Here is a 24513-nt window from a genome sequence, read left to right on the forward strand (position 1 = left end):
GTTCATGACTCGCCCTCCTTTGTCCGTCGTCTGGCGTGCGGGCGGGTAAGTGCGTTCGGTCTATCGCATAAAGTAGTCCGTCATTCCCGCGCAGGCGGGAATCCATAGTGAGCTGATTGATACAAACTCAGCATGGATTCCCGCCTTCGCGGGAATGACGGGGATATCGCGGCGAAGTCAGCAGGACATCATCACCGGCACGGTTGCCGCAGCCATTACTTTTTCAGTGACGCGCCCGGGAATGATTTCCCGGAAGCGTGTATGGCCGTAACCGCCCATCACTATCAGGTCGGCGCCGAGTTCCTGTACGAGGGCAAGCAGCGCGTCGCCTATCGGCTCCTCGGTGCGCCGGCGCAAGACTTCCACCTTGATATCGTGCCGAGCAAGGTAGGCGGCAATGTCCGCCCCAGGCCGCGTGCTCTGCAATTGCTGTTGCGCACCGGCGTTGAACACCACCACATCCACCGTATGGGCCCGCTGCAACAATGGAATGGCATCGGTGACGGCACGGGTGGACTGCATGCTGGCGTCCCATGCGATCAGCACGCGCCGTCCGATATTCTCGAAACGCCCGGCATGCGGCACGAGCAGTACCGGTCGTGCGCAATGCAGCACCACGTACTGGGGAAAGTCCGGCATCACGACCGGCGAGGTTTCCTCCGGATCATACTGGCCAATGACGACGAGGTCCGCATAGCGCGCTTGCATGCAGATTCCTCCGCCGGCCTCGTCGTCCACGAGATGCTTTTCGTATGACGACAAGCGCAGCATGCGCACCGCCGCCTCAAAATCCGCCAGGCCGCGCTCGGCGCGCCCGCGCAGGAAGGCGAGATGCGCCTGCAGGCTGGGATCGAGTTCGGCCAGCATGCGCGACTGCAGGAGGTAGCGTGACGCGCCCGTCACTGCCGTGCCGATCAGGTGGGCACGCTCCGCCATCGCAATCGCCGCGGCAATCTTGATGCGTTCACTCGCACGGCTGGATTCATCCACGTGCACCAGGATGGTTTTGTAGGGCATGGTGTGCTTTTCGGCTTCGTGCGGTCGTGATTAGACACAGCATGCCTCCGAAGATGCCTCTTCGGAAATTTGACAGGCATCAAAGCGAGGCGATGACGGACGTTGCCTTGATTTCATTCGTGCCCTACATAAAATGAAGGGGCGCCGGACGGACCGGCGCAGGAGAATCGGATGCTCGCGAATCATGACGAGGTTTCCCGGGCGGTACGGGAGCAAGTGTCATGGCAGCTCGCTGTTGGCACGATGTTCGGCGATACGCTGGTGCAGGGCATGCGCCAGGTTGCCGAGCTGAACATGGGAATGCTCCGCTTGACGCTGGAGCAAAGCAACTTTTCGACACGGCAACTTGCCGCCGCCCGCGACACAAGACAGTTCTTGTCCCTGGCGGCCGCCCAAGTGCACCCGGGGGTGAAGCGCGCGCTGGACTATGGCTACTACATGGTCACGATCATCGCCGAGATGCAGGGCGGCATGCTGCGTGTCTTCGCCAGTCAGCCGGATCCCGCGCGTCACTGGGAGCGTCTTGCCAGGCCCGGCGAGGTGGATGGATGGCGGGCCATGTCATCCTTCTTCCAGGCGCTGACCGGCAGCGCATTCCGATTTCCCGCCGACGCCGCCCGCGCCGGACGGCTCGCGCTCAACCTGAACGCGCCTGCGTGGGAGTCCGGCAAGCTGCGCATTGCCTACGCACGCCGCGGGCGCTAGCGCGATGACCACCGCGCATTTCCGCTTCTACGCCGAGTTGAACAACTTCCTTGCGCCGCTGCACCGCCAGCGCACATTCAGCCACCTCTGCTCGCGGGATGCGACGGTCAAGCACATGATCGAGGCGCTGGGCGTTCCGCACACCGAGGTGGCACTGATCCGCATCAATGACGTGGCGGTGGATTTTTCGCACCGGCTGAAGGACGGCGAGCGGGTGAGCGTGTATCCCGTCTTTTCCTCGATCGATATGGAGCCGGCAGTGCGCCTGCGGCCGGAGCCCTCCGTACCGGGCCGGTTCATCGCGGACGCGCACCTGGGCCAACTCGCGAAGGACTTGCGCATGCTCGGTTTCGACGTCCTCTACCGCAACGATTACAGCGACGCGGAAGTGGCGCGCATTGCCGCGGGCGAGGAGCGCATCGTCCTCACCCGCGACCGCGACCTGCTGATCCGCAAGGAAATCGTCCTGGGATGCTACCTGCATGCGCTGGACACCGAGCGCCAGATGGCCGAAGTCATCGCGCGCTTCAGGCTGGCGCCGCACGTGCGCGCCTTCAGCCGCTGCCTTACCTGCAATGGCGAGCTGCGCGCCGTCGCCAAGCAGGATGTCGCACACCGTGTTCCCCAGCACAGCCGCCAGTTCTACGAGCACTTTTTTGAATGCGCCGAATGCGCCCATGTCTATTGGGATGGTTCGCACGTGGCACGCATGCGTGTGCGTGTCGAGCAGATGTTGCGCAATGCCGGCATAGACTGAAGGGAGCCTGCCATGACCAAGCCGTTTTCTGCCGCATGCGAACGCAATCGTGAACCCATCCTCGCAGAGTTGCGCCGCATCTTGCCGCCGTCAGGGCGGGTACTGGAGATCGGCAGCGGGACCGGCCAGCACGCCGTGTATTTTGGCGCCGCCCTGCCGGCGCTCACCTGGCAGACGAGCGACCTGCCATCCAATCATCCGGGCATCCACGCATGGCTTGCCGAGGAGGCGCCGTCCAACGTCCTCCCGCCTCTCGAACTCGACGTCCGCGCAGCGCAGTGGCCCGCCGGCCCTTGGGACGCCGTGTTCACCGCCAATACCTGCCACATCATGGCCTGGGAGGAAGTAGAGACGATGTTGATGGGCGCTGCACGGGCCTTGCGCACCGGCGGCACCCTGTGCGTGTACGGGCCCTTCAACTACGAAGGCCGGTTTACCAGCGAAAGCAATGCGCTGTTCGACATGTCGCTCAAGGCGCAGGGAGAGCACATGGGCCTGCGCAATTTCGAAGACGTGAACAGGGTGGCGCAGCAAAACGGACTGGTGCTGCTGGAGGACTGCGCCATGCCAGCCAACAACCGGCTGCTGGTCTGGCAAAAGTCGTGAGGAGGGACGCGCGCCGTGTGACGATCTGACGGCTCAATGCAGGTGCAACTTCGACTGCACCTTGATCAAGTCCTCGAAATGTTCGGCGGGCATGGGGGCGCTGAAGTAAAAACCTTGCACGCTGTCGCAATCGTTATCGCGCAGGAAATCGAACTGCTGCTGCGTCTCCGCGCCTTCGGCGATCACACTGCACTCCAGGCTGTGTGCAAGGGTGATGATCGCCTTGGTGATGGCGGAGTCGTCGCTGTTGTACGGCAGGCCCTGTACGAAGGAGTGATCGATTTTCACTGCACGGATAGGGAAACGCTTCAGGTAGGCAAGCGAGGAATTGCCGATGCCGAAGTTGTCCATGGCAATCGAAATGCCGCGATCGCGCAACTTGTTCAGCACGCCGATCGCCCGTTCCGGATCAGCCATGACGGCACTTTCGCTGACTTCGAGTTCGAGATACTGCGCGTCCAGTTCGGTCTCGGCCAGGATGGCATCGATGTTGTCGGCCAGCCGGTTGTCCGACAGCTGCTTGGCCGACAGGTTGACAGCGACGCGCAGCCGCACCGGACTGGCTCGCTGCCACTCCCTGTTCTGCGCGCAAGCTGTGCGTATTACCCAGTAGCCGATCGGTCGGATCAGGCCGCTTTCCTCCGCGACGGAAAGAAAGCGCGCCGGGGCCATCGATCCCAGTGTCGGATGGTCCCAGCGCAGCAGTGCTTCCATCCCGGTGATGCGGTTGGTCAGGATGTCGATCTTCGGCTGGTAATGCAGGGACAACTGCCCGAGTTCGATCGCGCGCCCCAGTGCGTTCTCGAGCGCGAGGCGTTCGGCAGCGTGCTCGTTCATCTCCGGCGAGAAATAGCGATAGGTATGGCGCCCGGTTTCCTTGGCGCGGTACATCGCGATATCCGCGTTTTTCAGGAGTGTTTCGGAGTCCGTGCCATCATTGGGAAAACTGGCGATGCCGATACTCGTGCTGACGTTCAGCGGTTCCTCGTCGCGCAGGAAGGGCGGGGAAAAGGCGCTCAGAATCTTTTCCGCGATGATTCCTCCCCGATGCGGCTCCCCGATGTTTTCCACCAGTACGACGAATTCGTCGCCACCCAGGCGCGCCACCGTGTCCGATTCGCGCAGGATGCTCTGCAGGCGGGAAGCGGCTTCTTTCAGGACCCGGTCTCCCGTCGCATGGCCGAGCGTGTCGTTGATGTGCTTGAACCTGTCGAGATCGAGGAAAAGGACTTCCAGGGAACGTCCGGGACGTTCCGCAATGTTGAGCGCGTGTTCCAGCCGTTGATGGAACAGCATGCGGTTCGGCAGGCCGGTCAGCGAATCGAAGTGCGCGAGATACACCATCTGTTCCGCCGTTCTCTTGCGTTCGGTAATGTCGCGCATGATGTACAGCGAAGCGAAGTGCCCGCCGTGCAGGAAGGGAGAGGAGCTGACTTCGACATCGACTTCGCTGCGATCGAGACGGATCAATCTTTCTTCCGCCGCGCTCAGCGTGTCGCCGCGCTGGAGGCAGGCAATGCGCTGCCGCACCAGCGCATGGAAGTCCGGATGCACGAAATCGAACATCGGCTTGCCGACGATTTCTGACATCCGTGCCGCGCCGAGCAGGCGCAGGGCCGCCGGGTTGGCATAGACGAAGACGCCATCCTGCTGCACGAGGATGGCGTCCGGAGACAGTTCGACGACTTTGCGATAGCGCTCCTCGGCCTCGCGCAGCGAGGCTTCCGCCTTCTTGGCATCGGTGATGTCCTGCACGGTGCCGACCATGCGAACCATGCGGCCGTTTCCGTCGTATTGGGGCTGGCCGCGGGCGGCGACGATGCGGGAGGATCCGTCCGGCAGCGTGATGCCGTATTCCACCTGGAATGGTTCGCCGCTCTCCCGGCTGCCGCGCACGCTTTCACGCAATTTTTCGTAACCATCCTGGTGAATCAGGTTCCGTATGCTCTCCTGCGTGACCGTGAACGTGCCGCGGTCGACGCCGAAAATCCTGTACAGCTCGTCGGACCATGCGATTTCGTCCGTATCGAGGTTCCAGTTCCAGCTGCCCAGCTGCGCGAGATGCTGCGCCTCGGCCAACTGACGCTCGCGCGCGGCCAGCTTGTGCTCGATACGCTTGCGCTCTTCGATATCGTTGACCAGCGTGTGCGTGCGGTCGAGCACATGGCGTTCGCGGTCGTCGCGTTCTTCGCGCAGGAGCGATTCGGCGCTGCTGCGCTGATAGACAAGATTGGACATGACCAGTCCGATGCTTCCCGTGACGATGACGTAGAGCATCACGAGAAGCAGGGAAACCGTCATGTCGCTGTCGGCAAACGGCCCGTGGCCATGCGCCGTGTTCCATACCGCGACGGCGCAGGTAACGGCGGTCGTCCAGGCGACAGCGGTGAGGTTGAAGCGGACGGCCGCCCACAGGAAGAGGGGCATGACCAGGTAGGCAAGCGGCCAGTTGCCGAAACTTCCTCCGAATATGCCCTGCGCGATCAAGGGCAGCAGGATGGCGAAGGCCGCGATTTCAACAAGTTTGCCCGGGCGCCAGCGGATACCTCGCCGAAGGTTCCACGCCAGGATGAGCGGAACGCCAATGACCAGGCCTGCAGTATCGCCCAGCCACCAGACAAGGAAAAGGATGGGTGCCGGTGTGGCCGCAGTCTGGGCACTGGTGGCAAGGCCGAACGTGCCCGCTCCCGCGCTGATCATGCTGCTGAATAAGGCGATTGCGATGAACCGGTAGGGGGGCGCGAGGTAAATGAAGTCCGTCCGCGCACGGTACAGGCGCTGCACGAGCAGTGTCGCGATGATCGCACCCGCCATGCCGCCGGCCGCCATGAGGGCAGATCCTGCCAGCGGTATGTCCCGGTCGGCGAGTGCGAGCATGGCGCCGAGCCATACGGCGGGTGCCATGCGTACGCCCCATGCGAGGCAGGCGCACAAGGCGATGGCGGAGGGAAGCCAGAGCGAACTGGCGATGCCGGGAATGACTGCGAACGCGATGGAAAGTCGCGCGACCAGGGCATACCCCGTGGTCAGGAGGGTGAATCGCAACAGGAAGATCGGGAAGTCAGCGCCACGGACGCCTTCGCGGTGCCCGTCCGGCTTTCCGAACAGATTGCTGATGAGCCCCATCCCCGGCCTTTCGATGACGAGCAACGTGAGTTGAATCACTATGCCAGCATCCGCTGTCGGCGCCGTTGAACGTCGTCAAAAGGAAGGACGCGGCCGAGCACGCCTTCTTTGGCATGCCGGCACTCCGGGCAGGACCGCAGGGCGTAGTGGTGTCGCATGACCCCGATACAACATATCCCTTAACAAGACATGGTATTTGTGCTGTCAAAAAGGCAATTTCATTGAGATTAATCAAGCCGCTACGCTATAGTTACTACTCGGAAAAGATGTAAATAGTTGTAACCAACTTCTAATAAAAACCCGAGACCCCCACGGCATCCACATCATGAGACATCCACTATCGCGTCTGATTGCCGGCACGGCCTTCGCCATGCTGGCAGGGTCGGCCTTTGCCGCCGACGGGCAGGATCCCATCGGCCGTTTCGAGATCACACGATTTGCTGTCGAAGGAAACACCATCCTCCCGGCGGCGGAAATTGACAGGCTGCTGACGCCCTTTGCCGGGAAGGAACGCAATTTCGGGCACGTCCAGATGGCGCTCGAGGCCCTGGAAGCGGCCTATCACGCGCGCGGATTCAACGTCGTGCAGGTCGCATTGCCGGAGCAGGAGCTCGATCAGGGCGTCGTGCGCCTGCAGGTGGTCGAGACACGGATCGGCAAGTTGCGCGTGGAAGGCAATACCGTCTTCAGCGAGGACAATATCCGCAGGAGCCTGCCCGCCTTGGCCGAAGGGCAGACGCCGAATCTCGGCGCGGTTTCGTCCAGCCTCAAGCTGGCCAATGAAAACCCGTCAAAGAAAACCACGCTGCAGCTCCAGAGCGGCGACAACGACGACGAGGTCAACGCCGTTCTCGCGGTCGTGGACGACAAGGCGTGGAAGGTGGCGGCGAGCCTGGACAACAGCGGCAACAGCAGTACCGGCAAATCGCAGCTGACCATGCAGTTCCAGCACGCCAACATCATGGACCGCGACCATGTGATGAGCCTGCAATACACGACCACCTTGGAGAAGCCGAGCCAGATCAGCGTGTACGGCGTGGGTTATCACATCCCGCTGTATGCGCTGGGTGATTCCGTCGACCTCTTCGCGAGCTACTCCGACGTCGATTCCGGATCGGTACTGGCCGGCATTTTCAATCTTCAGGTCAGCGGTCGCGGTACCGTCGTCGGCGGACGCTACAACCAGTTGCTCCAGCGGAGGGGCGAGTACGAATCGCGCTTCACCTACGGACTGGATTACAAACAATTCCAGAATAACGTGGCCCTGCAGGGCGTCCAGCTCGGCAATGACGTGACCGTGCATCCGCTGAGCGTTGCCTATACCGGCATTCTCGGCACGGCGAACGGCGAACTGAGCTTCACCGTCACGGGCATGCGCAACATTCCCGGTGGCGACAAGGGGAAGAGCGCCGATTTTGCACGCGTGCGCGCCGGCGCCCCGGCCGGATACAGCCTGCTCCGCTACAACGCGGGTTACAGCCATTCCCTGCCGGCCGACTGGCAGATGCGCCTGATCCTTGCCGGCCAGTTCACGTCCGACGCCCTCGTCCCGGGCGAGCAGTTCGGCGCGGGCGGCGCGACGACGGTGCGCGGCTTCGATGAACGCGATATCTCGAACGACAAGGGTCAGCTTGCCAGCATCGAGTTCTACACCCCGAATTTCTGCTCCACGCTCCAGACCGTCGCCGCGCAATGCCGCGGTCTCGCGTTCTACGACACGGCGAATGTCCGTCGTAACGATGCGTTGCCGGGCGAAATCGCCAAAGCCTCCATCGGCAGCGTCGGCCTGGGCCTGCGCGTCAGCGTCAGCAAGTACATGACGATGCAGATGGATTACGGGCATGTCATCGATGGCGGCATCACCCAGCTCAAGGGCGACAAGAAATTGCATTTCAGGCTCGGCCTGACGTATTGAACCTCAACGCGGAACACGTAAATGAATATCCATGCCGCCCGGCGTGCGCAGCAGACTGCGCGCTCTCAGGCCACATTGCGTCGCCGGCTGCTGCCGGTTCTGGTTGCCAGCTGTTTCGGTAGTGCGCTGGCCAACCCCTTCGGCCCACAAGTCGTCAACGGCCAGGCCAGCTTCCTCAACCAGGGCAACGTGCTGTCGGTGACCAACACGCCGGGCACCATCATCAACTGGCAGGGCTTTTCGATCAATGCTGGCGAGCTGACCCGCTTCATCCAGCAGAACCCTGACAGCGCGGTGCTCAATCGCATTACCGGGCAGGATCCGTCGCAGATCCTCGGCGCGTTGCAATCGAACGGTCGCGTGTTCATCGTCAATCCAAACGGCATTTTGTTCGGTCAGGGCGCGCAGGTCGACGTCAACGGCCTGGTGGCGTCGACGCTCAACATCAGCAACGAAGACTTCCTGAGCGGGAAGATGCTGCTCAAGGCCGGTGACAAGGCGGGCAACCTGAAGAACGAAGGTGCGATCAAGACCCCGGCAGGTGGCCAGGTCTTCCTGATTGCGCCAAATGTGGAGAACAGCGGGATCATCACTTCGCCGAAGGGGGAGGTGATGCTGGCGGCGGGCCATACGGTGCAGCTGGTGGATTCGCTTAATCCGGAGTTGCGGGTGGTGCTGAGTGCGCCCGAGAATGAAGCGTTGAACCTGGGGCAGGTGATTGTATCGGGCGGCAAGGCGAGCATCTATGGCGCGCTGGTCAAGCAGCGCGGGGTCATCAATGCAGACAGTGCGGTGGTGGGCGAGAACGGCAAGGTGGTGCTCAAGGCCAGCCGGGATACGTTGCTGGAGGCCGGCAGCCGGACGAGTGCGCGTGGCGCGGGGAAGGGGGGCGAGATCCAGGTGCTGGGTGAGCGCGTGGCCTTGACCGGCGATGCACAGCTGGATGCCAGCGGAAACTTAGGCGGCGGCACCGTGCTCGTGGGCGGCGACTACCAGGGCAAGAACCCGGATGTGCAGAACGCGAAGCGCGCCTACTTCGGCAAGGATGCGGGAATCCATGCCGATGCAGTCGAAAGCGGAGACGGCGGCAAGATCATTGTCTGGGCCGACGAAGACACACGCGCATACGGCAACATTTCCGCGCGCGCTGGTGCGGCAGCGGGTAATGGCGGTTTCGTTGAAGTTTCCGGCAAACGCACGCTCGATTTCCTTGCCACGGTCGATACTTCTGCGGCACGTGGCAAGTACGGTACGCTCCTCCTCGATCCGACGGACATCAATATCGTCGCCGGCAGCGCGTACACCGGTACGCCAGGCAGCCTCGCGGCTTCGCCAGCAAACTCGGGCGGGGCCGGCGATTACCTCTGGTCGTCGACCGAAGACCTCGGGGCCGCCAAATCGATCGGCGTGTCGGATATCGCAACCCTACTCGCCAGCAGCAATCTCGAGCTGCAGGCAACCAACGATATTAACTGGGCTTCGGGTGCGCCCCTGACTTATGGGGGCGTAGCGCGCACGTTCACACTGAAGGCCGGCAATAACATCAGCTTGCAGAGCAATATCACGTCCAGCGCAAACGCGCTCAACGTAAATCTGTATTCCACCGGCGGCGGTATCTCATTGAGCGGCGCCACGATCAACGCGAACGGGGGGCAGATCAACCTTTTCGCGTTGTCCGACGTGAACATGAACAACAGTGCGGCCACGACGTCGGGCAACGTCACGTTGATTGGAGGCTGGAACGGGGATACCGGCACGCCGGCAGTGACTGGCGCCGGCGGCGTGGACCTCGTCAACTCCTACGCCGAGGGCGGTAACGTTACCTTGAAGGCGGGGACCGGGGGCATTGCCGTGAGCGGCACTGTCGTCAACCCCTTGTCGAACTCCCTGCTCGAAGGGAATATCACGCTCAATTCCGTTGGCAACATCGACGTGACGCGGTTCGACGGCAACATCACTGCGCATGCCACTGGCGCCGGATCGACGATCCAGCTTCAGGATGCCGGCGCCCTCGTCGTTGGCGCCTCGGGCATTTCCACTAACAACGGCAATATCACATTGAACGCTCCGGCCGGGATGCTGATCGTGAATGGTGCTGTTTCGGCGGGAACCGGCACGGTCAGCCTGAATGCCAATGGCGCCGGCTATGGCGTGACCTTGAGCGCTGCGGTCTCCGGCGCCAATATCGACATGACAGGGGACAGCATGGACATCCAGTCCGGCGCGACTGTCACCGGTTCGGCAGCCGTCACCCTGAAGCCGAAAACGTCGCTGCAGGCAATCAAGGTCGGCGTAACGTCTGGTGACGACGCCGCCGGTGCGTTGCGTTTGTCCCAAGACGAAATCGATCGGATCTCCACTGCCAAGCTGCGCATTGGAGACACTGCTGCAACCGGAAACCTGGACGTCGTCAGTTCGTTGACGCCGTCCGGTACCAGCATGCTCATCCTGCAGGCGGGCGGCGAGATCAAGCAAGACGCCGGCGCCAAGATCATCATCGACAAGCTCGGCTTGCGTTCGCTGACGAAAGTCCACCTGATGGACGAGAACATGGTGAACTACGTTGCCGGCGTGACCGGTGACATGATCACGAATTTCAACAAGAACTTCTCGTTCAACAACGTGACCAGCGGCCTCACCGTTGGCAGCAGCATCGATGGCATGTCGGGGATCACGGCCACGATGTCCGGGACGTATTCCACTGGCGCGACCGGCGTGATCACCTTGAAGAGCGCGGGAGCACTATTGCAGGAAGCCGGTGCCCTCCTTAGCGGAAAAGCGGTTTTCGCCGAAGGTTCGAAGGTGGTGCTGGAACAAGTCAACCCGACCGGGATCATTGCAGGCAAGTCCACAGGCACGACCTCCGGGGATACGTTCAGCTACAAGAGCAATAACGGCATCGTGACCGTTACCGATGCGGGGTACACTGGAATTCAGTCCGCCACGCCCGTCGGTTTCACCGGGGTCAAGCTGCAGAGTACGACCAATAACATTACCGTCTCCTCGCCGATCAATGCCGGACTCGGAAATGTCATTCTGTCGGCATCGGGCGCCATCAACGGATCGGGGCTACTGACTGCACACGACCTGAGCGCGTCGGCAAGCGGCGGCATCGCGCTGTCGAACACCAAGGTCAAGACGCTGGCGGCCGTCAACTCGGGCGCCAATTCCGACATCAGTATTGCGAACGTCTCCAGCCCGGACCCGCTGTACCTCTACAACGTGTCGCAATCAACAGGAACGGGAAACATTACGATTACCAACACCGGACCGATCATCGTTGATGCAGACTATACGGTTTCGACAGGTGCAGGAAACATCACACTGAAGTCGAACCCGACGGGCAGCAGCAGCGATACGCTGACCATCTCCGGTGGTGTGAACTCAACGACGGGCAACATTACCCTGGAGGCTGGCAGCACGATCAGCGGAAACTCGGCAACGACAGGCTCGCCGGGTACGGTGACAGTTCTTGCCAACAAAAATGCGACTGCGAGCAGCGGCGGCTCATCCGAGCCGCCGGCACCCTCGTTGACCGACTGCACATCCAATCCGACCCTTTCCGGGTGCAGCACTGTGCTTCCGACATTGGGTACCTGCACGATTGCGCCGACGACAGCCGGCTGCACTGCTGTGCTCCCGACAGTTGAGGCTTGCTCGTCCAATCCGAGCCTTTCGGGTTGCAGTGCGGTGTTGCCAACGCTTGATGCCTGTGTCGCCGCGCCCAGTACCGCAGGCTGTGCAGTGGTCTTGCCGACGGCCGACGCTTGCGCCGCGAACCCGGCACTGGCCGGATGCTCCGTGGTCTCCAAGCCGCCAACGATTGATACCTGTATCGTCGCGCCGACCACTGCAGGTTGCAGTACTGTCCTGCCGACGTTCGAGCTGTGCACGACCGCGCCATCGACGCCGGGTTGCATCGTGGTGTTGCCACCTATGGACATCTGCCTGCAGAACCCGACAACCGCTGGCTGCAACGCTGTCCTTCCGCCAGTCAGTGCCTGCACGATCAATCCTACGCAGGCCGGCTGCAGCGTCGTGCTGCCGCCGCTCAGCACCTGCATTGCCACGCCCAATGCGGCGGGCTGCAGTGTGGTGTTGCCAAGCATGAGTATTTGTACCACCGCGCCGACCACAGCCGGCTGCACGGCCGTACTGCCCACGCTCGCGCAATGCTCGGCCAATCCCGCTCAGGAAGGCTGTTCGGTGGTCGTGCCTACGGCCAGCAAGTGCGTGACCAACCCGTCAGCGCCGGAATGCCAGACGGTTTTGCCAACGACGGGCACAAGCACGACGGCAACGAATACCGTCACTGAAACCGTCGCTGAGACGACCAATACGGTGGTGACGACCCAAGCCTCGGTGCTGAAGTCGCAGCCCGGCAGCGGCGGCTCGTCCGGCGGATCGAGCCAGCAGGCCGAGAGCGACAGCAAGAAAGACGAAAAGAAAACCACATCCACCACGGATGACAGCGGAGTGAAGAAGAATGAACCAGCCAAGAAGATGTACTGCAATTAAGCCGCTGCTGTTCATGTCTGCGCTTGTGCTGTCGGCGCAGGCATGGGCAGCGCAGGTGGTGGGAACGGTGGCCAACCTGAGCGGCCCGCTGCTGGCCAAGAAGGCCGACGGCACCTCCAAGGTTCTGGCGGTGAAATCGTCGGTGGAGCAGGGCGACACGCTCATCAGCGAGAAGGATACGTACGCGCGGATCAAGTTCATCGACAACAGCGAGATCACGCTGCGGCCGAACTCGCAGCTGAAGATCGACAACTTCAGCTTTGAAGAGGACAAGCCGGAGAAGGACAGCGCGGCGTTCAACCTGGTCAAGGGCGGACTGCGGGCGGTGACGGGGACGCTGGGCAAGCGCAACAAGGAAAAGTTCGGGATGAACACGCCGACAGCGACGATCGGCATTCGCGGCACGATCTTCATCGCCGAATACATTGCACCGAATGAAGAAGCGGTCGCGGCCTACGGGATGGCGAGCATGGCGGCGATGAGTGTGTCAGGCTATGCGGACGTGCGCAGCGACATGCCATCGGCGGTGCCGCTGCAGGTGCTGCCGATACGGCTGGCGCAGGTGCCGGGGCAGCCGCCGGCACCGGGTAGCGGCGGTCTCGCGCCTGGTCTGTACGTGCAGGTGCTGGACGGGATGATCCACTTAACCAACCAGGGCGGGACGCAGAATTTCTCGGCGGGCCAGTTCGGTTACACCGCGAGCTTCCAGCAGCCGCCCGTCATCCTGCCGAACAACCCGGGCATCAAGTTCGCGCCGCCGCCGGCCTTCAATACGAGCAGCGGTCCGCAGGGCGGAACGGGTAATGCGTCGGGCAGCAATGCCGTCGACTGCGAAGTACGGTAGTTATTGAAATTGCAATACCGAGGGCCTGAAGTGCAAGTGCAGGAAACCATGCGGCGATGGTTTCCTTGAATGCAAAGCAAGCGGGGGTAATTTCCTTGACACCCCTGTGGTCGATGCACGATAGTTTCTTAGTAGACGTTGCTTTCTACAATCGACGGCAAACAGTCTGACGCACGCCTGCATCTGACAGGCGAGGGAGTAGGGGGAGACATGAACATCAATCCCGTCGTGCGCAACCAGCGCACTCCAAAGTGCCGGTCGGTCTTGCACCGCCGGCTCCTGTCGATTCTGGTTGGAGGCTGTTTTGGTACAGCCTTCGCCAATCCCGTCAGCCCACAAGTCATCAACGGCCAGGCCAGCTTCCTCAACCAGGGCAACGTGCTCTCGGTGACCAACACGCCGGGCACCATCATCAACTGGCAGGGCTTCTCAATCAGTCAGGGTGAACTCACCCGCTTCATCCAGCAAAACGCCAACAGCGCGGTGCTCAACCGCATCACCGGGCAGGACCCATCGCAGATCCTGGGTGCGCTGCAATCGAACGGGCGCGTGTTCATCGTCAATCCCAACGGCATTCTGTTCGGCCAGGGCGCGCAGGTCGACGTCAACGGGCTCATGGCGTCGACGCTCAACATCAGCAATGAAGATTTCCTGATCGGGAAGATGCTGTTCAAGGCCGGCGACAAGGCGGCCAACCTGAAGAATGAAGGTTCGATCACGACCCCGGCAGGCGGCCAGGTTTTCCTGATTGCGCCGAATGTGGAGAACAGCGGGATCATCACCTCGCCGAAGGGGGAGGTGATGCTGGCGGCGGGCCATATGGTGCAGCTGGCGGATTCGCTCAATCCGGAGCTGCGCGTGGTGCTAAGTGCGCCCGAGAATGAAGCGTTGAACCTGGGGCAGGTGATTTCTTCAGGCGGCAAGGCGAGCATCTATGGCGCGCTGATCAGGCAGCGCGGGATCGTCAACGCCGATAGTGCGGTGGTAGGCGAGAACGGCAAGGTGGTGCTCAAGGCGAGCCGGGACACGCTGCTGGAGGCGGGTAGCCGGACGACGGCGAAGGGCGCGGGCAAGGGCGGCGAGATCCATGTGCTGGGCGAGCGCGTAGGTTTGACGGGCGATGCCATGGTGGATGCAAGCGGCCAGCAGGGCGGCGGCATCGTACTGGTGGGCGGTGACTACCAGGGCAAGAATCCGGATGTGCAGAACGCGAAGGTGGCTTACGTCGGCAAGGATGTGCAGGTCAAGGCAGATGCGGTCGAGAACGGCGACGGTGGCAAGGTTATCGTCTGGGCGGATGACACAGCACGTTACTACGGCTCGATCTCCGCGCGTGGCGGACGTCACTCCGGCAATGGCGGCTTGGTCGAAACATCGGGCAAGCAGCATCTCGCATTCAATGGCAAGGTCGACGTTGATGCACCTAACGGCAAGGCGGGCAGCCTGCTGCTCGATCCGCAGGACATCATTATTGCGAATGGTTCGGGCGGCGCCAACGACGGCCTCCTCAGTGACAGCCAGATCCTGGTCGCGGAGCCCGATACCGTTACCGACGTGACGATTTCCGAACAGGCGCTTGAAGCGCTGTCGGGGAGTGTCACACTGAATGCCAGCCGCGACATTATTCTCCAGAACATTTCCGATGACACCGTCAATCTTGCAAGTGTGGCGGGCGGAAGCACGTTTACCATCAGCGCGGGGCGCCATATTATCGGCACGGCGGATGTCAATGACCGCTTCCAGACCGGAGGCGGCAACGTCGTATTCACCACCACCAGTGGCAATCTCAATATCGGCGGGGTCAAGAGCAAGGGCGGTGCAATCTCGATGACTGCAGGCGGCACCGGATTCATGGTCGTGCGTGAAGCGAACTCGACGCCCTTAAGCGGCAATGGGGGCAATATCTCGCTGACTTCCTCCGGCCTGATGACCCTCGACACTATCAATGCAAGCGGCGTGACGGGCACGACTGGAGATGTCAGCCTGACTGCCGGTGGCGATATCAGCGTCGGCAACTCGGCATTGATCACTGCCAACCATCTCAAAATGACGACTACCGGCGGCATTCATGGTGCCGCCACGTCCGATTACGCCAACATCAAGGCAAACTTCCTCAATGCGAAGAGTACTGTTTCCGGCCCCATCCGGCTCAGCAATACCGGCAGCAACCTCATCGTTTACGATGGCGGTGTCGCGGGAGCTAACGGCATTCATGCAGCGAACGGACTCATCGACCTCAAGAACGGCGTGGGTGGAGAGATCAGTGTCCAGGCGCCAATCATTACCTCTGCGGCGCCAATCGCTCTGGCGGCCCCGCTCGGTATTGAATTGATTGCCTACGATTCAGGAACGAATGCGGGCGGACTTATCTCCAGCAATGGTGGAGCCATTTCGCTGACGGTAAGTGGCGGCGGTTCCATCGACGTGCAAACGAATGCAAAGATCGCCAGCGGCGGCGGCCTTGTCACCCTTACCTCGGATTGGATCGACCTGGCAGGCGGCCTGGTGGACGCAGGTAGCGCAAACGTTCAACTGAAGCCCTTTAACCCAGCGGAGACCATCCAGGTCGGCGGAACCGGTGGCGAAGATGGCTATCTCGCGCTCAACCAGAACGACCTTGCCGCAGTCAAGACCAGCGGCACGTTGAAAATCGGCGATACCCTCTCCGCGCCAAGCGGTTTTGTAAATGTGTCCGGCACGCTTGACCTGGTAACGCCAGGCAAACTGACAGGACCCTTTGAAATCTATACAGCGACCGGCACAGTTTCGATCAGTGCGGCCATGACGGTGCCGAAGGATTTGTACATTTCCTCGGAATCCGGCTCGATCGCCATCAATGCACCTGGCGCGATCACGGCGGGCAGCCTCAACAACCTTCTGCTGAAAACGGCCGCACTGAATGTCAACGGAAGTCTCGCCGCTGACGATGTGGAGCTTTCGACCGACAGTCTTACGCTTGGCGCGTCCGCGTCCATTACCAGCTCCGTCACCGGCATCTATCCAAAAACGGCAGGAAACTCGATCATGGTTGGCGCCGCATGTACCGGTCCGAACTGCCTCTCCATCACGAACCTTTACAAGATCGATTCACCTGCCATTGGCATCGGCAATACGTCGGCTCCCATCCCCGGCGACATTACGGTCGCTGGAATCACCAATACCGGGTCGAGCGCGCTGACGGACCGCCATGCAAACACGACTCGCATTGGCCTGATGACCGGAGGCAACGTAACGCAGACTGGCCCCATTGACGTCAACACCCTGGGGGTGAAGGCAGCCGGCTCCGTCAACCTGGCCACTTCCACTAATCATGTAACGGAACTCGCCGGGCTGTCCGGAGGAGCGTTTGCATTCAAGAACGATCAGTCCTTCAGCATCGCGGACATCTCTGGCAGCGGACCGACTTACGACTACAGCTTTTCGGGACTTGTGACGAGTAACAGTAGCATTACGCTTACACTTGCTGGCGTCAGTTCCTCAGTGCTCGACCTCGACGCGGCAGTCAATGCCGGCACGGGAACGGTCACAATCGATTCCTCCGGTTCGGTTTTCGGGTCCGCGTTCAGCCCTGATATCGTCGCGGGAAATGTGAGCATCAAGGCGGACGGATCCTCAGGTATCGATGGGGCTGGAGGCCTTCATATCACTGCTCCGCTCATTTCAAAACTCGAGACGGCCGCAGGCAGCGTTAACGTCCTGGGTTTTTCCGCCCTGACCATCGGCGCAACGACGCCAACGGCAATGACGGCGGTCAGCGCACCGGCAGGATCAGTAACGATCACGACGAGCAGTTCTCTTCCGCTGACGATCAACGGCGACGTATCCGCAGGCGGGAACATCAATCTGACGGCCGGGTCGGCGGGGTCTTCCTTCTCGGGCAACGTCCTGACCATCAATCGCCCGGTCACGTCGACGTCGGGCACCATTACGCTCGGCGCCAACAGCGTGGGCGGGACGAGCGTCCCGACTGGCGCGATACTTCAATTGCCGAGTTCGGGTGGTGGTGGAGGTTCAACGGAGCCACCTCCACCGACTTTGGAACAGTGCACGACCAGTCCAACGCTTTCAGGTTGCAGTACGGTGTTGCCAACGCTTGATGCCTGTATCGCAGCTCCCAGCACCGCGGGCTGTTCGGCAGTGTTGCCGACTGTCGACGCTTGTGCCGCCAACCCGACGCTGGCCGGATGCTCCGTAGTGTCCAAGCCGCCACCGTCCATTGATACTTGCATCGCCGCGCCGACCACTGCTGGATGCAACACAGTGCTGCCGACATTTGAGCTGTGTACGTCGGCGCCATCGACCCCGGGTTGCACCGTCGTGTTGCCACCTTTTGATGTATGCGTGCAAAGTCCGTCAATAGCAGGCTGTAATGCTGTCTTGCCGCCAGTCGGTGTTTGCACGGCTAATCCGGCACAGCCGGGATGCAACGTAGTGCTGCCACCGCTGATCACTTGCATTGCCACGCCCAACGTAGCCGGATGCAGTGCCGTGTTGCCGAGTATGAGCATTTGCACTACCGCACCAACCACCGCAGGTTGTACGGCCGTACTGCCCACTTTGGCGCAATGCTCTGCCAACCCGAGCCAGGAAGGCTGTTCGGTGGTCGTGCCTACGGCCAGCAAGTGCGTGACCAACCCGTCCGCGCCGGAATGCCAGACGGTGCTTCCCACTACCGGCACAGAGCAGGGACCGGCAACCACCATTACGGAACTAGTCGTCGAGACGACCAATACGGTGGTGATAACACAGGCGTCGGTAATCAAGATGCAGCCGGGCAGCGGCGGCTCCTCCGGCGGTTCCAGCCCGCAGTCCGACAGCGACAGCAAGAAGGAAGAAAAGAAAACCTTATCCTCGACGGATGACAGCGGAGTGAAAAAGAATGAACCAGCCAAGAAGATGTACTGCAATTAAGCCGCTGCTGTTCATGTCTGCGCTGCTGCTGTCGGCACAGGCGTGGGCAGCGCAGGTGGTAGGGACAGTGGCCAACCTGAGCGGCCCGCTGCTGGCCAAGAAGGCCGACGGCACCTCCAAGGTGCTGGCGGTGAAATCGTCGGTGGAGCAGGGCGACACGCTCATCAGCGAGAAGGATACGTACGCGCGGATCAAGTTCATCGACAACAGCGAGATCACGCTGCGGCCGAATTCGCAACTGAAAATCGACAACTTCAGCTTTGAAGAGGACAAGCCGGAGAAGGACAGCGCGGCGTTCAACCTGGTCAAGGGCGGACTGCGCGCGGTGACGGGGACGCTGGGCAAGCGCAACAAGGAAAAGTTCGGGATGAACACGCCGACAGCGACGATCGGCATTCGCGGCACGATCTTCATCGCCGAATACATTGCACCGAATGAAGAAGCAGTGGCTGCCTACGGGATGGCGAGCATGGCGGCGATGAGTGTGTCAGGCTATGCGGACGTGCGCAGCGACATGCCATCGGCGGTGCCGCTGCAGGTGCTGCCGATACGGCTGGCGCAGGTGCCGGGGCAGCCGCCGGCACCGGGTAGCGGCGGTCTCGCGCCTGGTCTGTACGTGCAGGTGCTGGACGGGATGATCCACTTAACCAACCAGGGCGGGACGCAGAATTTCTCGGCGGGCCAGTTCGGTTACACCGCGAGCTTCCAGCAGCCGCCCGTCATCCTGCCGAACAACCCGGGCATCAAGTTCGCGCCGCCGCCGGCCTTCAATACGAGCAGCGGTCCGCAGGGCGGATCGGGTAATACCTCGGGATCGAATGCCGTCGATTGCGAAGTGCGGTAAAAGAAAGAGATGACGTGAACAGGCAGGGAAAGAGCGGCGCAGGTATGCGCCGCTCTTTATTGCATCGTTACTTGATGCAGACGGCCCGGACCTGCTTGATGTCCGTAATTCCGGACAGCACTTTCTCGATGCCGTCCATTTTCAGCGTCAGCATGCCGTCCTCCAGCGCCGCCGCCAGCATCTGCGCCACGCGGCTGTGTTCCTGGATAAGCCGCTTCAGACGATCCGTACCGATCATGAGTTCGTGCAGGCCCACGCGACCCTTGTAGCCGTTGCTGCACTGGTCGCATCCCACCGCGCGGTACAACTTGAACTTGCCGTTCTCGGCATAGTTCTTCTTCCAGGTTGCGAGTACGCCATCCAGGCCGGCCTGCTGGTCCTTGAAGGCTTCGGTATTCTTCAATTCCTCGCAATACTCGGTCAGCAGTGTGCGCAGCTCATCCTCGGACGGCTCGTAGGCTTGCTTGCACTTCGAGCAGAGGCGCTTGGCAAGACGCTGCGCAAGCACGCCCAGCAGCGCATCCGCAAAGTTGAACGGATCCATGCCCATGTCCAGCAGGCGGATGATGGATTCGGGCGCGCTGTTGGTATGCAGCGTCGCGAACACGAGGTGGCCGGTAAGAGAGGCCTCGATGCCCATCGAGACGGTTTCCTTGTCGCGCATTTCGCCGACCATGATCACGTCCGGGTCAGCGCGCAGGAAGGCGCGCATCGCCGTGGCAAAGTCGAGGCCGCTCTTGCGGTTGACCTGCACCTGGCGCAATCCCTTCTGCGTGATTTCAACCGGGTCTTCCGCCGTCCAGATCTTGGTTTCCGGCGTATTGAGGAAGTTGAGCACCGAGTGCAGCGTCGTCGTCTTGCCCGAACCGGTCGGTCCGCACACGAAGAACAGGCCGTACGGCTTGCTGACCGCGGCCCTCAAACGCTCCAGGTTGTGCGGCAGCACGCCCAGCTTGTCGAGCGGGATGGGTTCGCCGGCTGCGAGGATACGCATGACGATGTCCTCGACGCCGCCCGCGGAGGGAATCGTCGCAACGCGCAGTTCGATGTCGAGCGGCGCGTATTTCTTGAACTTGATCTTGCCGTCCTGCGGCTTGCGTCGCTCGGAAATGTCGAGGTCGCACATGATCTTGATGCGCGCCGCCAGTGCATTCCGGTAGCTCGCCGGGATTTCGATGTACGGTTCGAGCGATCCGTCCTTGCGGAAGCGGATCATGGTTTTTTCCTTGCCCGGGCGCGGTTCGATGTGGATGTCCGACGCACCCTGGCGATAGGCGTCGATGATGACCTTGTTGACCAGCTTGACCAGCTCGTTCTCGGCCGCTGCCGACAGATCGGCTTCCGACAGTTCCGAGCCGTCTTCGTCGCCGTCGTCCATTCCGGACAGCAGGTCGCCGACGGAGGTGAAGTCGCCTTCCGCGCCATAGAACTGGTCGATGGTCTGGCCGAACTCGCGATTGGTCGTCACGCGATAGACGAGCTTCGCCTTCGGGAAGATGTTATTGATGACGCGCGCATTGCGGACGTGCTCCGGGTCGATGGCGAGGATGACCATGCCTTCCGGCCCTTCCTCGATCGGCACCCACAGGTTTTGCTCGACGAAATCGCGCTTCAGGTTCTTGAGCAGGTCGACGGGCTTGACGCGATCCGACTTGAACGGTTCATAGGGCACGCCGAAATGCTTGGACAGCGCGTGTCCGATCGAGGGCAGCTTGACCTGGAACTCGTTGACCAGGATTTCTTCGATGTCGTCGTTCTTGCGCCGCGCCGAGCGGGAGGCAAGCTCGAGCTCGGGTGCCGACAGGACGGATTCCTCCACCAGCATGCTGTACTTGGAACGGATCAGCGGCATCGGCTTCAGGCGCTGGGTGAAGGCAATCGCCAGCGTCTTGCACAATTCCTTGATGCCCTCTTCAGCGACAGCACTGAAGGATTCCCCCGACCGGTTGTTGATCAGCTGGATGGCGCCCAGCAGCTCGTTCCTGGTTTCATCGATCAATGGCGCGACCAGCATCTGCTTGGTCCTGTAGCCGGTTGCCTGGTCTACGCCGCGCTGGAAATTCAGGTCCGGCGAATGCGATTTCAGTTCCTTGTCGTCGTAGACGTCGCGCAGGTTGAGCACGCGGCGGGAGAGTGCCGCGTAGCCGGCAATGCTCTGCGCCGAGATCGGCAGCTTGAAATCCTTGAAGGAATTCAGGCCGGTCTTGATCTTGGAAACGATGCTGTTCTTGTCTTCGCCCAGCACGTACAAGGTCAGGCGGTCCGCGTTGAACAGGTCACAGATGTCCTGCGACAGGTCCATCATGATCTCGTCCAGGTTACTGGTCGCGTGGATCTTGTTGGTAACGTCCTGCAGTTTCTTGAAGAACGCCAGGCGGAGATTGGCGTCGTCGGGATTGCTTCGTGGAGTGCCGAGAACCGCGCTCATGAATTGTCGTCCATCACCAGTGTTTCATCTTTATCAACATCATGCGTGCTGCCTTGTCGTTCGTAGGCGGAAGGTGCGGGAACCAGCATGCATGTGGACATGGAATCGTTATGTAGTCACTGGCCGCGTGAGGCCACTCCTTCCATCATAATGGATCACGTTGCAAAAATGTATCATCGGCTCGCGCTTAATTTTCGGCGTCTCATTTACGGAGACGAAAAAGCCGCAATCCATCCGATTCGGTCTACAATCATTCAAAAAAGCAAAGGGAGGAGCGTCATGCGTTTGACGGATGTGATGCGTGTGAAACGGGCTCGTTGCCCGGCTCCCTTTGATGCACCGCACACAACAACTGGCCCGGGCTGCCCGGGTGTCGCACAATGAAATTGCAGGTACTTGGATGCGCCGGAGGAATCGGTGGACGCGAGCGATTGACCACCAGCCTGCTGGTTGATGAAGACATTCTCCTGGACGCCGGTACCGGTGTAACCAGTCTCGATGTCGAACAATTGATCCGCATCGAGCATGTGTTCATCACGCATTGCCATCTCGATCACGTCGCGGGTCTCGCACTGCTGGTCGATTCGATCCAGGGCAAGCGCGCCTCTCCGATTACCGTGCACGGCACGGAAAAGGTCGTCGCCTCGCTGAAGAAGCATTTGTTCAACTGGGTGCTGTGGCCCGACTTCGCCACGATTCCCAGCAACGAACGTCCTTCGATGCGCTGGGAAATCATCGAACCAGGACAAACGGTCCATCTCGGCAACCGGCACCTGACGCCGCACATCGTCAATCACACTGTCGGTTCTGTCGCCTACATGGTCAAGAATTCCCGGTCGGGCTTTCTGTTCTCGGGCGACATGTCTTCCACGCCGGAGCTTTGGACGACGCTGCAAAGCGAAAAAGGTCTCTCTAAGGTCATTGTCGACTGTTCATTCACCAATGCCGACATGGAGCTGGCCGCCAAGTCCATGCATTTCTGTCCGCGGTCACTGATCGACGATATCCGCGGCATGACAAATGCCATCGAGTTCCTGATTTACCACCTCAAGCCCGGCCAGGAAGACCAGATCATGCGTGAGCTGGCCGATGAAGGTGAAGGGCGCCCCTTCCGCGCGCTGAAATGCGGAGATGAATTCGTTTTCTGAACAAGTGTTAGTCGAAATACCGCGCAGCGGCTGAAGTGTCCAACAAATACAATGAGTGACTCGACTTACACAGATATCGCGCAACGACTGGAGCGCCTGACCGAGCTGAGCGTCGAGCTCAGCACGAACCATGACACGCCCCTGCTGCTCGAAAGGATCCTGACGGTCGCCAAAAGCATGACGCATGCGGACGGCGGCACGCTCTACATCACGCGCGAGGACAAGCAGGCGCTGTGCTTCAACATCTCGATGAACGATACGCTGGGCATGCACCAGGGCGGCACCAGCGGACACAAGATCGAGATCCCCGACATTCCGCTATACACGTCCACCGGTGCGAAGAACCTGGGTGCGGTAGCGGCATACGCTGCCAACACCGGCACCTCGGTCAACATCCAGGATGTCTACAAGGTCGATGTCTTCAACTTCTCGGGCATGCGGAAGTTCGACGAGACCTTCAATTACCATTCGCAGTCCTTCCTGACCGTGCCGATGATGGACCACGAGGGCGAGGTCATCGGGGTGCTGCAGCTTATCAACGCGAAGGACCCGGCAACCGGCCAGACGCACGCCTTCTCCGATACCGACCAGCGGTTCATCGAGGCGCTGGCGTCCCAGGCGGCGATCGCGCTGACTAACCAGCAACTGATCAAATTGCTGGAGGACCTCTTCGAGTCGTTCGTCAAGCTGATCAACATCGGCATCGACGAGAAATCGCCGCACACCGGTCGCCACTGCGAGCATGTGCCGGAACTGACCATGATGCTGGCCGACGCCGTCCATGAGATCGACACCGGTCCGCTGGCCGATTTCACGATGACGCCGCGCGACCGCAAGCAATTGTGGATCGCCGGCCTGCTGCACGACTGCGGCAAGATCACGACACCGGTGCACGTGGTCGAAAAGGCCACCAAGCTGGAGACCCTGTTCGATCGGATCCACGTGGTCGATACGCGCTTCGAAGTGCTCAAGCGCGATGCGGAGATCCGCTCCCTGAAAGAGAAGCTGGTCGCCGCTAATGACGCGAAGCGCCACGAGGAAATCAATCGGAACCTGAGCGAGGAACTGGCGCGTCTCGATGCCGACCGCGATTTCCTGCGCTTTGCCAACATCGGCTCGGAAGCCATGTCGCCCGAGGCGCAGCAGCGCGTGAGCGCGATTGCCCGCTACCGCTGGGTCGGACCGGACGGTTTCGAGCGCGACCTGCTCAGCGAGGACGAAATTACCAATCTCACGATCCGCGCCGGCACGCTCAACGCGCAGGAACGCGAAATCATCAACAACCACATCTCGGTCACGATCCGCATGCTGGAATCGCTGCCGTGGCCCAAGCACATGCAGCAGGTGCCGGAATACGCCGGCGGCCACCACGAAAAGATGGATGGCAAAGGCTACCCGCGCGGGCTGCGTGGCGACCAGATGTCGGTGCAGGCGCGCATGATGGCAATTGCCGATATTTTCGAAGCGCTCACGGCGAAAGATCGCCCCTACAAGAAGGGAAAGACGCTCAGCGAATCGCTGGAAATCCTTGGCGGATTCGTGCTGCGCAACCACATCGATCCGGATCTCTTCGACGTCTTCATCCGCAAGCAGGTCTATCTGACGTACGCCAAGCGATTCATGGATCCCGCGCAGATCGATGAGGTCGATGTCACCCGGATACCGGGCTACAAGCCCTGACCGGGACTCGACGG

General features: G+C 61.0%; 13 protein-coding genes. 10 read left to right on the forward strand and 3 right to left on the reverse strand.

The window, feature by feature from the left end; all coding sequences use genetic code 11:
* Window positions 1-177: 177 nt before the first annotated feature.
* Complete coding sequence (locus ACNOHI_RS20610; RefSeq protein WP_420476585.1) at window positions 178-1017, reverse strand: universal stress protein; 840 nt, start codon at window positions 1015-1017, stop codon at window positions 178-180.
* A gap of 171 nt (window positions 1018-1188) precedes the next feature.
* Here ACNOHI_RS20610 and ACNOHI_RS20615 point away from each other — a divergent pair, with 171 nt between their 5' ends.
* The 3 genes from ACNOHI_RS20615 to ACNOHI_RS20625 are packed head-to-tail and all read left to right on the forward strand — an operon-like array spanning window position 1189 to window position 3085.
* Entirely contained in the window at window positions 1189-1722 is a 534-nt protein-coding gene (locus tag ACNOHI_RS20615) for a phasin family protein (protein ID WP_420476586.1), read from the forward strand.
* A 4-nt stretch (window positions 1723-1726) separates the two neighbouring features.
* On the forward strand, window positions 1727-2479 hold the full coding sequence (locus ACNOHI_RS20620; RefSeq protein ID WP_420476587.1) for a Mut7-C RNAse domain-containing protein: 753 nt from the start codon (window positions 1727-1729) through the stop codon (window positions 2477-2479).
* A gap of 12 nt (window positions 2480-2491) precedes the next feature.
* Window positions 2492-3085 (forward strand): DUF938 domain-containing protein, encoded by a 594-nt coding sequence (locus tag ACNOHI_RS20625; RefSeq protein WP_420476588.1) that lies wholly within the window; start codon window positions 2492-2494, stop codon window positions 3083-3085.
* 33 nt (window positions 3086-3118) lie between these two features.
* Here ACNOHI_RS20625 and ACNOHI_RS20630 read toward each other — a convergent pair whose 3' ends face one another.
* Entirely contained in the window at window positions 3119-6250 is a 3132-nt protein-coding gene (locus tag ACNOHI_RS20630) for an EAL domain-containing protein (RefSeq protein ID WP_420476589.1), read from the reverse strand.
* A gap of 286 nt (window positions 6251-6536) precedes the next feature.
* Here ACNOHI_RS20630 and ACNOHI_RS20635 point away from each other — a divergent pair, with 286 nt between their 5' ends.
* From ACNOHI_RS20635 to ACNOHI_RS20655, 5 genes are all read left to right on the forward strand, one after another.
* The gene (locus ACNOHI_RS20635; RefSeq protein WP_420476590.1) at window positions 6537-8126 is read left to right on the forward strand and encodes a ShlB/FhaC/HecB family hemolysin secretion/activation protein; all 1590 of its coding nucleotides are present in this window, start codon (window positions 6537-6539) and stop codon (window positions 8124-8126) included.
* 21 nt (window positions 8127-8147) lie between these two features.
* Window positions 8148-12644, forward strand: a complete 4497-nt coding sequence (locus ACNOHI_RS20640; RefSeq protein ID WP_420476591.1) for a filamentous hemagglutinin N-terminal domain-containing protein — start codon at window positions 8148-8150, stop codon at window positions 12642-12644.
* The gene (locus ACNOHI_RS20645; RefSeq protein WP_420476592.1) at window positions 12613-13488 is read left to right on the forward strand and encodes a FecR family protein; all 876 of its coding nucleotides are present in this window, start codon (window positions 12613-12615) and stop codon (window positions 13486-13488) included. The genes ACNOHI_RS20640 and ACNOHI_RS20645 overlap by 32 nt, the downstream gene beginning before the upstream one ends.
* A 210-nt stretch (window positions 13489-13698) precedes the next feature.
* Entirely contained in the window at window positions 13699-18399 is a 4701-nt protein-coding gene (locus ACNOHI_RS20650; protein WP_420476593.1) for a filamentous hemagglutinin N-terminal domain-containing protein, read from the forward strand.
* Entirely contained in the window at window positions 18368-19243 is an 876-nt protein-coding gene (locus tag ACNOHI_RS20655; protein ID WP_420476594.1) for a FecR family protein, read from the forward strand. The genes ACNOHI_RS20650 and ACNOHI_RS20655 overlap by 32 nt, the downstream gene beginning before the upstream one ends.
* Window positions 19244-19310: 67 nt before the next feature.
* Here ACNOHI_RS20655 and ACNOHI_RS20660 read toward each other — a convergent pair whose 3' ends face one another.
* Window positions 19311-21671, reverse strand: coding sequence for an ATPase, T2SS/T4P/T4SS family (locus ACNOHI_RS20660; protein WP_420476595.1), 2361 nt, complete (start codon window positions 21669-21671; stop codon window positions 19311-19313).
* Between the two features lie 380 nt (window positions 21672-22051).
* Between ACNOHI_RS20660 and ACNOHI_RS20665 the strand changes: the two genes are divergently transcribed.
* Window positions 22052-22819, forward strand: coding sequence for a 3',5'-cyclic-nucleotide phosphodiesterase (locus tag ACNOHI_RS20665; RefSeq protein ID WP_420476596.1), 768 nt, complete (start codon window positions 22052-22054; stop codon window positions 22817-22819).
* A 51-nt stretch (window positions 22820-22870) separates the two neighbouring features.
* A complete protein-coding gene (locus tag ACNOHI_RS20670; RefSeq protein WP_420476597.1) occupies window positions 22871-24499 on the forward strand; it encodes an HD domain-containing phosphohydrolase in 1629 nt (542 codons plus the stop codon).
* The last annotated feature ends 14 nt before the right edge of the window (window positions 24500-24513 follow it).

It is taken from the genome of Noviherbaspirillum sp. ST9 (assembly GCF_048799745.1).
Taxonomy (GTDB): domain Bacteria; phylum Pseudomonadota; class Gammaproteobacteria; order Burkholderiales; family Burkholderiaceae_D; genus Noviherbaspirillum.